We start from the raw sequence: 12,040 nt of genomic DNA, 5'->3' as shown, positions 1-12,040 counted from the left end.
AGAATCACAAGGAAAAGGCAGCTTCTTTTTTACAAATAATTTGCCGTATAGGAAATGGGTGACTTGCGAATATCTCGCGGCGTACCTGCTGCGATCACTTGACCTCCCTTATCTCCGCCTTCAGGGCCAAGATCGACCACCCAGTCCGCCTCTCGAATGACCTGGCTATTATGCTCGACCATCATCACGGTATGGCCAGCGTCCACTAAACGATGCAACAGCTTCAACAATTGTGTGGTATCATTGGGATGCAATCCCGTGGTCGGCTCGTCCAACAAATAAAGTGATCGTTTATTACCTTGCTTGAGCAGTTCCTTAGCCAGTTTAAGTCGTTGTCCCTCTCCCCCTGATAGCGTGGTTAACGTTTGACCCATTTTGAGATAACCCAGACCAATTTCTACCAGAAGCGTGAGGGACTTGATGATCTTTCTCTCCCCAACAAACAGCGACAAGCACTCATCTATCGAACACTCTAAAATATCATTGATCGAATAGCCTTGAAAATTCACCGCTATATGGAAAATCATGAAAACACAGTTGTTAGTGCTAAAATGTCAAAAGAAGACTTAACTACGTTCAAAAGCATATTTAATCAGAGCAAAAAAGTTTATAAAAAATAGCTAAGTGGCATTCACAAGATAACTTATGAGCTTAAACAACATAATATGTACCTACTAAAGAAAGTATTGATTGGATTCTTTTTTCGTATCACACAGACCACCAAAGAATATAGAAACAACAGGATTTACTTGGTTCTATTTAAGATAAGTAAATTAAAATGACTATTTACATAGAAGCATACGAACTGAATGCGCAAAGGAGAAAAATATATGTCTTATACCTTGATATTGCAAAAAGAATGGAAGAAAGAGCTCAAATCAATGCTGCTTGGTTTTTTAATCGCTATTTTGATTTCACTCTACTTTATTATCACTCAAAATGATTCATTGTTAATATATGTGCTTTTATGGGTATATCCAATGATGGTTTCATTAATTCCTGGGCGCATGCCCCATTCTGTTGCACATGCTTTTTGGTTTAATTATTCTCAGCAGGCTCTTTATTTTTACAAATCCAAAGTCCTATTTCGGCTTGTGCATTTTTTGCTCCATATGCTATTACTTAGCTGCCTAAATCAAATATATCAAATTCTATTCGGTTTTGATTCGGCTTATTCTTCTTGGGGATTACAATTCTACATTGTCTTTTTACTGCTATACTCCTATTTAGTATGCTTAGGTGTATCCATTGAAGAAGCTGTCTCCACTCGAAATAATTTAGGCAAAATAGTACAACTTCTATTTACTATATTGGGAGTTGTTATATTGGGCATAATCTGCTCTTGGATATTCGACTTTGTATTTGAGTTGATCCCATTTACCGATAGCGATGATAATATCATGACTCTTTTAGTTTTTACAATATTTTCTTTCATCCAACACCATATAAATAAAAAACTGGTGCGTCAAATAACATAAACAGTAAGACATTATGATTATTATTTATAGAACAACATTCACACAAATATTGGGAGGTTTCATTTGTGACAGTTAATGAAGACTTAGAGATTTCCGCTGAAGGTACTTTAACGTATGATGACTATAAGAAACATGCTTCACATCACTAAAAAAAATTGTAATTAGTTACACTCTTTCTTCCTTTATCATATTAGTATGTACTTGTTTCTTTCTAACAAATGACATAAACGTTTCTCCATTTCTTATCATTCCCATAGTCTTGGTAAATTCCGTACTAGGTACTATTTTAATATGCGTAGTTACGATTATTATTTTCCAATTCAAAGGAAAAAAAGAGTTTAATAGTGATTTTATGATACATAACAAAATTAATTACAAAATAAATGGTTCTGGAATTACTCAAATTATATCTCCTTATACCAACACGTATTTTGATTGGAACAATATCATTAAAGGTTACGAAAATGAAGATATGTTCCGCTTATATATTTCAAATAACAAAGCTATTATATTGCCAAAAAGATTCTTCAAATCAAAAGAGGATATCATGGCTTTTAAACAACTTATTTCAGCCAATACTGATAAGGTGAAACTGAGAGATCAATATTTCACTTCACTTTTTTTCTTAAGTAGTAAAGATTAATTTCTTAAATATTAACAAAATAAAACTTCAATATATGTTCACTTCTAACCATTAACATATATCAGAAAACTTACAGAACATAGCATTACACATCCAAAGGAGGTTATTATTTGAATCAAGATATAGAAATAGTAGCTGTTGGCAAGATAACTTATGACGAATTCAAACAACACCATATGTACCACGTAAGAAAATTACTTATTGGATTTTTTTTCATTTCGCTTTTCTTAGAAATGTGTTTATGTTTGGTCGTAAATCAAATGCAAATATCACTATTGCCTGTATATTTAGGTATCTCTCTTTTGGCTTCAGGACTATTAACTTATTTATTATTTATAGCTCACCAAAAACGAATTAATAAAGAATTCCGCAGTGACCTCCTTGCAACTAAAGAAATCACATATACCATGAATCAGGAAGGGATAGACTATCAAGCAGAAAGAACTCATATTTACGTAGAATGGGAAAACATTGTAAAGGGTAAAGAATATAAAGATATGTTTGGCCTGTATACATCCACTATAAAGACGATCGTACTACCTAAAAGATACTTTAAATCGGACGAGGATATCATGGCTTTTAAACAACTTATTTCAGCTAATACGGATAAGGTGAAACTGAAAGATTAATATTTATAATATTTGGACTTCTATTCTATTTGCTGATGGTACGACAGACCGAACAAGCTATAAAGTCAAACATTCATTTAAAATAACTAGGTATTTTGAGATATCATTCACAAAAACTGGAGGTTTGTATTGTGGCAAATATTGATGAATTAGAAATTACTGCTGAGGGAGCATTAACATATGATGAATTCAAAAAATACAATATGTACCGACTAAGAAAAATATTGATTGGATTCTTTTTTATTACGTTTTTCTTAGAAGTTTGTCTCTGTTGGATTTTATATAAAATGCAAAACCTACCATTTATTTTTTATATAGGTACCTGTCTTTTTGCTTCAGGATTAGTTACTTTTTTGGCGTTTAAAACTTACAAAAAACGCATTAAAAAAGAATTTAATAATGATCGTCTTGCAAGTAAAGAAATGACATATACTATAAATCAGGAGGGGATAAACTATCAAGTAGGGAAATCCCAAGTTTGCATAGAATGGGGGGATATTGTAAAAGGAGCTGAACACAAAGATATGTTTTGCCTTTACATATCAAGTATAAAAGCGATCGTACTACCTAAAAGATATTTTAAATCGGACGAGGATATCATGGCTTTTAAACAGCTTATCTCAACTAATACGGATAAGGTGAAACTGAGAGACTAATATTTTATAGTATTTGGACTTATATTCTATCTGCTGATGGTATGCCAGACCGAACAAGCTATAAAGTCAAACATTCATTTAAAATAACTTGGTATTTGAAGAATGTTATTTTAAAAAATATTGGAGGTTTACAATATGGACAATAATGAAGAATTAGAAGTTACTGCTGAAGGAGCATTAACATATGATGAATTCAAAAAATACAATATGTATCATCAAAGAAAATTATTGATTGGATTTTTCATATTTGCATCCATTATAGGAATTTATCCTTTCACCGCCACCGATCACCTTCCTTTAATTATCTTTATTATTTTTTCTCTTTTGCTTGCCGTTTTAGCTACTAAAATATTATCTAGGATTTTCAAAAAAGGTGCTTATAAAGAGTTTCATAGTGATCGCCTTGCAAGTAAAGAAATGACATATACTATGAAACAGGAGGGGATAAACTATCAAGTAGGGAGATCCCATGTTTTCGTAGAGTGGGGGAATATTGTAAAAGGAGCAGAACACAAAGAGATGTTTTGTTTATATATATCAAGTATAAAGGCGCTTGTATTACCTAAAAGATACTTTGCATCTGATGAGGATATCATGGTTTTTAAACAGCTTATTTCATCTAATACCGATAAGGTGAGGCTGGAAGACTGATATTTTTGCTTCTTTATTTCTTAAGTAAAAAAGATTAAGAAGCTGTTCTTCAAACCTCGCTTGTTATATATCACTATCGATAGTCTTAAAAAATCATTATACGAGGAGCGATAATAATGTCAGAATATCAAGAAATACATGCTAGTGGAACTATCACTTATAATGAGTTCCAGAAGTATAATTCCTATCATTCAAAAAAGACTGTAATTGCCATCTCTTTATTCAGCTTTTTCTCTATAGTACTTTTAGGTATTATTATAGCAGATGGTTCATATTTTATTTTGGTTCCCTTTTCTATAATTCTTGCTTCCATAGTAGCAGTTATATCCATTTTAATATTAGTAACTGCTTTTCGAATACGTGCCCGAAGAGAATACAATAGTGACTTTCTTATGACGAAAGAAATAACATATACTATTAATGATAATGGAATAACTCAACAGATAACAAAAAAGTCCCATAACTTTATTGAATGGAATTATATTGTAAAAGGGTATGAAGATGACGATATGTTTCGATTATATGTCTCAAGAAATAAAGCAATTGTTTTACCCAAACGTTTTTTCACTTCTGAAAATGACTTAACTATATTTAAAAAAATAATTTCTAAAAATATTAACAAAATGAAGCTTAATTGATACTTTTTGCCTCAATATATATTCGAGTAAGAGGCCCGACCTTTCACACCACTTGTACGTACTATTCGATATCCGGCGGTTTCATATTACTTCAACGCATAGTTTGATATCGTTCAAGTAAACTTTTCAAGTCCTCGGTAACCAATATTGGTCACCGAGGGGTTTATGCAAGATGGGACTTTTATCTGTACGTAAGTCTTTCTTGTGTTGCCCATTCCCACACTTGTTCCTTGCTAATTCCAATTCCCTTTAGATGTTGTACTTCGTTTTCACTTTCTTCCATTCTTTGTTGCATCGTTGAATACTCTCTTTAGAGATTTGAATCTTTTGATTTGGGTGAAGAAAAATCCAAGAAACTTACATTTTCATGGGTGGTCTACTGTACTTCTTTGTTCGTTTACCGTCCATTTAAGTTTCTTTCAATGAATGTGATAACAATTTCCAGCACTCATAGACTTGCTCTCATAATATTAGAGAGTAGCGAACTCAAATGTTTGGGATATTTATCCACCGAACCATGTATTCTGCTTTGAGAAATCTACCTATCAAGGCGCAACAGGATCGAATCGGCTATCCGGTGCTGTAGGAACTTCACGATCCACTTGTTCGAAGAATTCCTTAGTGGACGAAAACAGAGAGGGAGCGACCTGCTGCCTTCCATCAACGTTATTCAATATCCACATTATTATGTCGATCCTCCAACTCTCTGTTCCGCATTTGATGCCCTCACTTTCCTATTACTTGTTCATCATACTCTCCTTTAACAGAAAACGACATGTGGTCTCCCGAGTTGCCTATATCAAACGTGTCCCAGTCTCAGACTCCGGGGAAATTGACTTCTCCTCGCTATTTGTCGGAAAAGACAATCTTGCTTACTAAAGCATAAACTCATCAGTTTTCTCATTTATAAGTTTTTTGATGCTCCATATTTCTTCAACTCGTTTGGTTTACAGTCCCCTTGCCTTGCTGTCTAAGCTTAAAGATAGCATTTGCCTGCCACACTCAAAGACCCACTACAGATGAGTGACTAACTCTTTTCCGACGGGTGGTGCTCCACCCGCTATAGGTGATGACCTATGCTCTGACGCTCTATCTTTTCTTATGTTGTTGGAGGAGTCACTTCTCTTCCTAACATATAAGCAATTAAAAAGGCTGCACCAAAAACAAGTCCTCCTGATGCTGCTCCTGCTGCTATCATTCCAATTACTGCTATGATTACGATTCCAACTAACGCCGTAACTGCTGTTGCTTTCAAGTTATCTAATGTATCATCATTAATATAAAATTCATTCTCCAAGGTAATAATTTCTCTTATCTTCCATTCTCCATATCCTGTGTCGGTTAAAAATTCCATCTCAAACGGTTTAATTACAAATCCTCTCAACTTTGGAGTAATTTCTAATACAGAAACGCGTATTTCTTCGATATTATCTGCTAATCTTAAGAATGTTTCCGACATTGCTGCTACTTCATCTTTGCCAGAAGCAGACGTATAAAATTCCATCATTCTATCTAATCCTTGTGCAGCGAATGAATCAAATAAATCTTCAGGCGTAAAACCATTTCTAGTAATATTCCAATTCACACTTCCTTCTTTCTCTAAATGAGCCTGGTAATTAAATTTCACTCCTCCGATCGTAAATGGTGATTCAATTCCTGGCAAAATAGGGTTAGATTCAGATAACTCATCTACAACATTAAACGCTCTAGATATAAAAGAATTTGGTTTGATTTTAACCTCTTCCTCTTCTTCGGGAGGGAATATCGCTTTAACTGCATCTACTGTTGCTCGTGCCATTCTTTCAATGTTGTTTTGATTCTTTAAAATATTAGCATCTGTTGTGTTATCAATAAAACCATGCTCAATTAATACAGACGGCATATTTGTTTCTCGAATTACATGGTAGTAATCTCCGTTTTGGCCTTGTCTGGATTTTGTACCTCTACTTACAAATATAGAGGAAAGATTCTTCATAATTTCTTCTGCTAGTGTTTTGCCTCTTCCTCCATAAATACTATGGTAAACTTCTGCGCCTCTTCCTCCACCTGCGTTGATGTGATTAGATATATATAACTCTGCGCCCCAGTTATTTGCTGTCGTTGTTCTATCGGATAGTGAGATAAAATTATCCGCAGCGCGAGTCACACCGACGACGTAGCCTGCTTCAACTAGCAACTCTTGTTGACGTTTAGAAATCTCTAGTACTAAATCTTTTTCTCTTAGACCATTCCCTACCGCACCTGGATCGCTACCACCATGTCCAGCATCAATAATTATTTTCTTTAATTTACCAACAGTTCCTGGTCCGCCTACGGATCCACCACCAGATCCACCATTATTTCCTGGATGAGAGGTAGAAAACAAGGAATTCCATGTCATAGGGCCTACGATACCATCTACATCTAATCCTCTGTCATGCTGGAATGCTTCTACTGAACGTCTTGTCATTGGACCAAAAATGCCATCTGCAGTACCGACGGAATAGCCTAAATCAATTAATTTCTGCTGAATTTGTTGTACGGCACTGCCTGTATCTCCTTCGCGAACTAAACCGGAATAGTTTTCTTCTGTTGTATCAGGGGATGGAACACTGACACCATTAAACATGGCGTTCCATGTTAGAGGTCCCACAACCCCGTCTCTGTCTAAGCCTTTAGACAATTGAAATCGTCTCACAGCCGCCGCAGTACCCGCACCATAAATCCCATCTTCTGCACCGGCATTAAATCCCATGTTATTTAATTGAGATTGCACTCTTGTAACATTGCTTCCAGAAGAACCGATACCAAGTAGTGTTCCCGGATACGGGATGTCTACATTGGCTGTCGTATTGCTGAATAAAGCATCCCAAGTTAAACGCCCTACGATCCCGTCTGCCTGTAATTGTTTGCTTGTTTGATATGATTTTACTTTTTGTTCTGTCTTCGGACCATAGATACCGTCTACGATACCTACAAAGAAGTTGAGCTCATTAAGCCTTTCTTGCACTAAACGTACATGACTTCCTGCAGAACCATTACCAAGCAGAACCCCCGGGAATGGCGTGTTATTATTCACATTTTCACCTGTCTGTGAATCAGACATTAATTTATTCCAAGTGTTGGGACCTACGATTCCGTCCATCGCCAAGTTACGTGATTCCTGATAAGCCTTTACGCCGTTTTCTGTACCCGCTCCAAAAATGCCATCCGCACTTCCCACATTGAAACCTAAACGATTTAATTGGTTTTGAATAATCTTAACACTATCCCCTTGCGAACCTACGCTTAACACATAACCAGGATAGGTAGCTCCGATTCCATTAGCTGTGCCTTTAAATAAAATATTCCATGTTACCTCGCCGACAATTCCATCGGTTGAAATGAAATGATCTCCTTGAAAGCTAATGACGGCTTGTCTGGTACCCGGACCAAAAATACCATCTGCTACTCCTGCGTTATAACCCATACTGTTGAGACGCTGCTGTACCAATTCTACATTTGGACCGGCTGAACCCGTACCAATTAATTGCTGAGGATAGGGATGGTTTCCTGAGGCACTGCTATCGTTAAATAGCTTATCCCATGTTAACTTTCCGACAATTCCATCTGGATTGAGCCGATTGTCTTTTTGAAATGCCTTTACTCCTTCCTCGGTACCTTCACCAAAGATTCCGTCAACATTCCCCACATTAAAACCGAGCGCATTCAGCCTTTGCTGAATTTCTGTCACATTGCTATCTGCTGATCCTACTCCATACAATAGTCCTGGAAATTGCATCATGGTTCCTCTCCTTTTTCGATGAATTTATCTTACACTTATACTGTACATCGTAAATGGGGCTGCAAAATGTCCGAAAACTCTTGGAAAAATCACTTATAAATCCAACAAATCTACCACAATTAGATCAATCCACCAATACTATATCTAATTGGTTATAATTTCTTACGCTAGGCATAAAAAAAGAACCAACCCTTTTGGATTAGCTCTTTTCATTCGATTCATAGTATGTAACAAGGAAAGTGATATCAATTTCCTTGTTACAATAAAAGAAAGTGGCATTCCCACGCTCTTTATTCATCTTCATCTATAGGCTCTCGTCCGTTTTGTATTCTAACGACATTGGATAATGAAAGATCGTACGCTCTAGATTCTTCTATAGATTCCGGATTAATTGCAGCATTTAATTCATAAAGGACATATTTCAATGAGAACAGTGCATCTTGGTTACCTTCCATAAATTCATCTCTTAAATTCAATATTTCATTGATTAATTCTTTGTCATATTCCTTTTCGAACGGATAATTTTCCTTTATCCATTCAAATTCAGCTCTACCCGGCAAGAATTCCTCGCTATACTCTTCCGCTTCTTCATGAAAAAGCATGATCGTTGTATTAATATATGCGTGATAGCCATCAATATAATTTAACACCTCGTCATCCGTCATACCCATTAGATTGTAATATTTATCCGGTGTAATGGATTTCAACATATCCACTTCTTCATCTGTTACTTCGGCCTCACCCTTGTTTGCTTGATCACCTTTATGTAATAAGTCCTTGATTTCCTCGTCTGTCATTTCATCTAATTTTTCTCTGGCTTCGCTATTTGGTTGCTCCGCTTGTTCCTCTTCCTTCGTTTTCCTGTCCATTTCTCTATGTTGCGCATCGTTTCCGTTTGCCTTAACTGTTTGGTCATTCCCTTGAAACAAAGCAAAAACGCCTATACTTAAAGCAAGCGCTATCACCAATGTAATCAAGAATCGTTTTTTTAACATCCTTTCCCCCCTCATTTCGTTTTCTGTTTTTATCCTACCATGTTCCATGATAAGTGTAAACCATCTTGAGACTCCCACGACTAAAGTCGCAAGCCCTAAACCTTATGGTTTAACGGGTGGGATTCTTGAATGACTAAACGTTCGCAGTCCATTTCTGTTTTGAACAGCCTTCAAGATGAGGGTATCTCATTACCCTTCCTAAGACAGTGCATATAGCATCTTAGGCTGATTGACTGTTACCATCAATCACAGGTGCATAACGAATATTCATAGCACCGACTAAATCACGATGTTTTTTGAATCCACATTTACACGTATATTTTCGATCTTGTGCCTTATTCTTTTCAAAACATGTAGGGCATGTTTGACTTGTGTATGCAGGATTCACATATTCCACTTTAATACCTTCTAAATTCGCTTTGTATTCCATGAATTGAGATAGACGATAGAATGACCAGCTGTGCAGGTTCTTTTCGTTTTTACGGCTTGTTCTTGCCGTCTGTCTAATATTCGCTAATTGTTCTAAACGAATGACAGAAACCCTATGATCTTTTGCAAAATTTACGATGGCACGACTAACCTGATGGTCTTGGTCTTTCATCCATCGTTGTTCCTTGTCCTTTGAATTGCGAATAGCATTTAACTTTTTTCTTTTGCCTAATGCTTTGCGTTCAGAACGGAATTTTCGTTTCACGTATTTATTTTGTCTGCCATTACCAAAGAAGCGTACCTTTTCATCATCTGTTACAGCAACAGCAGGTACTTTTAAACCTAAGTCTACACCCATGACTTTTAAACCTGTTCCTTGAACGGTAGGTATAGTGACAGAAATTTGTGCCATCCATTTATTCGCTTTCTTTGTGATACGAAGTGTGCCTAGTTTGTGTTTCAGCAAATCCATGTTACGGTTATCCTTATCCATGAATAAGGCACGTATAGGTATTTTCTTCGCTTTCCCATCCATCATAATCGGCATGGAAATGTGCGTAGAATCAAAAGAATAGTTTTGGTTATTCCAAACACATACAGTTTTTTTGAGTATAGGAATAACTTTGTACTTACTCTTCTTCCCTTTTTTAAATACGCTTTTAGCATCTTTGATTGCTTGATTTTTAACCGCACTCGGCAAAGATACAGAAATATCTTTACTTGACTTCTTTGTGCTTTTCTTTTCATCAACCATTTCAGAAACGAGCGTATTGATTACAGAAATATACGTTTTACTCATTTCCGACAAAATAGAAGCTTGTTCTTTTGTAGGTATCAATTTAATTTTTATCGTTATTGTCTGTGACACATCATTCACCCCCTTGTTTTTTGTTGTTCAACATAACGCTTAATCGTTTCACTTGATACATTTCCTGCGGTAGATACAAAATAGGAACGTGTCCAAAGACTTGGCAAGTGTTGAAGATGAGGAAATTCCTCTCTCAACTTTTTAGAAGTCACTCCTTTGATTTTTGCCATAATAGCAGCAGGGCTAAATGTTGGTAGTGAGTTCAGAAACATGTGGGTATGGTCTTTGTCACATTCTAAAGCGACAATAACGATTTTTAATTCTTCACATATTTCTTGGACTAATTGTTTGAATCGTTCCTCTACATCAGTACGAAGGAATATTTTCCTTCTATACCGGGGACAAAAAACAAAATGATAGGTGATTAATGATACGGTTGTGTTTGTTCTTCTGTATTCGTTCATATACACATTGTATCAGTTTCGTTTACAAACTACAACGGATATACCATAAATATAGAGTGAAATTTTCAGATACTTGAAGCACCACAAAACCTTATGGTTTTTAGTGGCACTCCGTATCTGACCTCACTCTCATCCCACCCCTAAAGGGGGGGCTGTCGCACCGTAGTGGGCTTTCCCGTTCGGAAAATCTGTAAAAGACTAACCCTATTCAAACAGGGTTAGTCTTTTGTGACTATATATATTCTATGAAGTGTACAGGGCCATGATATGCACTTCCAGCAATTTGTACAACTACTCGCATAATACCCTGGTTGCGGACATTGGTGAATGTCCTATTCGATGGTGAATCTTGAGATACATAACCTGTTCTAGTACCTATCGTTTGATAGGCAGGGGCTGATGTACCGCCGTCAACTGATCTTTGCAAATACATGGTCCATTCACCATATGTCCAATCAGTATAACATATTTGGTGTTGGCACAATGAAGTCAGACTAACATCTACATTAGGAAAAGATGCATTTGTTGATAATGTCCAAAGAATGTCACTAACTACTTTTGAAGGCATAATATAATTCCCTCCTTTCCCGATGAATTTATCTTACACTTATACTGTACATCGTAAATGAGGTTGCAAAATATCGGAAAACTCTTGGAAAAGTTACTGATAAATCCAGCAAATATCCGGAAATGTTTACTTATATATTATTTCTTCCTATTCGTACGTTTCTCATTACTTATTTCGATCCAGGTTATAAATGCCTATTTTTTAAGTTTATTTATTGTTTTTGTGGAAATTAGTGTTATGATTATATATATAATCATAATTATATTGACTGTAAAAGTATAATCCCCCCCTTTCTGTCAATACTATGGAAAGGAGATT

At 35.9% G+C, this 12,040-nt stretch carries 12 protein-coding genes; 6 read left to right on the top strand and 6 right to left on the bottom strand.

Annotation, left to right across the window (positions count from 1 at the left end):
* Positions 1 to 29: 29 nt before the first annotated feature.
* On the bottom strand, positions 30 to 374 hold the full coding sequence (locus tag BN6556_RS09760; RefSeq protein ID WP_066190368.1) for an AAA family ATPase: 345 nt from the start codon (positions 372 to 374) through the stop codon (positions 30 to 32).
* Positions 375 to 830: 456 nt separating this feature from the next.
* Between BN6556_RS09760 and BN6556_RS09755 the strand changes: the two genes are divergently transcribed.
* The 6 genes from BN6556_RS09755 to BN6556_RS09730 all read left to right on the top strand — a co-directional run bounded on the left by BN6556_RS09755 (position 831) and on the right by BN6556_RS09730 (position 4,695).
* A complete protein-coding gene (locus tag BN6556_RS09755) occupies positions 831 to 1,478 on the top strand; it encodes a hypothetical protein (protein WP_066190366.1) in 648 nt (215 codons plus the stop codon).
* Between the two features lie 352 nt (positions 1,479 to 1,830).
* Positions 1,831 to 2,121, top strand: coding sequence for a YcxB family protein (locus BN6556_RS22810; protein WP_066190363.1), 291 nt, complete (start codon positions 1,831 to 1,833; stop codon positions 2,119 to 2,121).
* 110 nt (positions 2,122 to 2,231) lie between these two features.
* On the top strand, positions 2,232 to 2,750 hold the full coding sequence (locus BN6556_RS09745; protein WP_066190361.1) for a YcxB family protein: 519 nt from the start codon (positions 2,232 to 2,234) through the stop codon (positions 2,748 to 2,750).
* A 131-nt stretch (positions 2,751 to 2,881) separates the two neighbouring features.
* On the top strand, positions 2,882 to 3,406 hold the full coding sequence (locus tag BN6556_RS09740; protein ID WP_066190358.1) for a YcxB family protein: 525 nt from the start codon (positions 2,882 to 2,884) through the stop codon (positions 3,404 to 3,406).
* A gap of 135 nt (positions 3,407 to 3,541) precedes the next feature.
* Positions 3,542 to 4,057 carry a YcxB family protein gene (locus tag BN6556_RS09735; protein ID WP_066190356.1) on the top strand — a complete coding sequence of 172 codons (516 nt, stop codon included), beginning with the start codon at positions 3,542 to 3,544 and terminating at the stop codon, positions 4,055 to 4,057.
* A 116-nt stretch (positions 4,058 to 4,173) separates the two neighbouring features.
* Positions 4,174 to 4,695: a YcxB family protein gene (locus BN6556_RS09730; RefSeq protein WP_066190353.1), complete on the top strand. Its 522-nt coding sequence runs from the start codon at positions 4,174 to 4,176 to the stop codon at positions 4,693 to 4,695.
* A 1,099-nt stretch (positions 4,696 to 5,794) separates the two neighbouring features.
* Here BN6556_RS09730 and BN6556_RS09725 read toward each other — a convergent pair.
* From BN6556_RS09725 to BN6556_RS09710, 5 genes are all read right to left on the bottom strand, one after another.
* Positions 5,795 to 8,458, bottom strand: a complete 2,664-nt coding sequence (locus BN6556_RS09725) for a peptidoglycan-binding protein (protein ID WP_066190350.1) — start codon at positions 8,456 to 8,458, stop codon at positions 5,795 to 5,797.
* A 290-nt stretch (positions 8,459 to 8,748) separates the two neighbouring features.
* Entirely contained in the window at positions 8,749 to 9,453 is a 705-nt protein-coding gene (locus tag BN6556_RS09720) for a hypothetical protein (protein WP_066190345.1), read from the bottom strand.
* A gap of 220 nt (positions 9,454 to 9,673) precedes the next feature.
* Positions 9,674 to 10,750: an RNA-guided endonuclease InsQ/TnpB family protein gene (locus tag BN6556_RS09715; protein ID WP_066190342.1), complete on the bottom strand. Its 1,077-nt coding sequence runs from the start codon at positions 10,748 to 10,750 to the stop codon at positions 9,674 to 9,676.
* A gap of 5 nt (positions 10,751 to 10,755) precedes the next feature.
* A complete protein-coding gene (gene tnpA, locus BN6556_RS21570; protein WP_078060065.1) occupies positions 10,756 to 11,154 on the bottom strand; it encodes an IS200/IS605 family transposase in 399 nt (132 codons plus the stop codon).
* A gap of 232 nt (positions 11,155 to 11,386) precedes the next feature.
* Positions 11,387 to 11,722 (bottom strand): hypothetical protein, encoded by a 336-nt coding sequence (locus tag BN6556_RS09710; protein ID WP_066190339.1) that lies wholly within the window; start codon positions 11,720 to 11,722, stop codon positions 11,387 to 11,389.
* Between the last annotated feature and the right edge of the window lie 318 nt (positions 11,723 to 12,040).

This window comes from Gracilibacillus timonensis, assembly GCF_900086715.1.
Lineage (GTDB): Bacteria > Bacillota > Bacilli > Bacillales > Amphibacillaceae > Gracilibacillus > Gracilibacillus timonensis.
The sequence above is the reverse complement of the archived record's forward strand: the minus strand, read 5'-3'. Positions and strand labels throughout refer to the sequence as shown.

Excerpts from the sequence above, each read along its gene's own strand:
- BN6556_RS09760 (WP_066190368.1), bottom strand. The coding sequence starts at position 374 with ATGGGTCAAACGTTAACCACGCTATCAGGGGGAGAGGGACAACGACTT.
- BN6556_RS09730 (WP_066190353.1), top strand. The coding sequence starts at position 4,174 with ATGTCAGAATATCAAGAAATACATGCTAGTGGAACTATCACTTATAAT.
- BN6556_RS09755 (WP_066190366.1), top strand. The coding sequence starts at position 831 with ATGTCTTATACCTTGATATTGCAAAAAGAATGGAAGAAAGAGCTCAAA.
- BN6556_RS09725 (WP_066190350.1), bottom strand. The coding sequence starts at position 8,458 with ATGATGCAATTTCCAGGACTATTGTATGGAGTAGGATCAGCAGATAGC.
- tnpA (WP_078060065.1), bottom strand. The coding sequence starts at position 11,154 with ATGAACGAATACAGAAGAACAAACACAACCGTATCATTAATCACCTAT.
- BN6556_RS09720 (WP_066190345.1), bottom strand. The coding sequence starts at position 9,453 with ATGTTAAAAAAACGATTCTTGATTACATTGGTGATAGCGCTTGCTTTA.
- BN6556_RS09710 (WP_066190339.1), bottom strand. The coding sequence starts at position 11,722 with ATGCCTTCAAAAGTAGTTAGTGACATTCTTTGGACATTATCAACAAAT.
- BN6556_RS09735 (WP_066190356.1), top strand. The coding sequence starts at position 3,542 with ATGGACAATAATGAAGAATTAGAAGTTACTGCTGAAGGAGCATTAACA.
- BN6556_RS22810 (WP_066190363.1), top strand. The coding sequence starts at position 1,831 with ATGATACATAACAAAATTAATTACAAAATAAATGGTTCTGGAATTACT.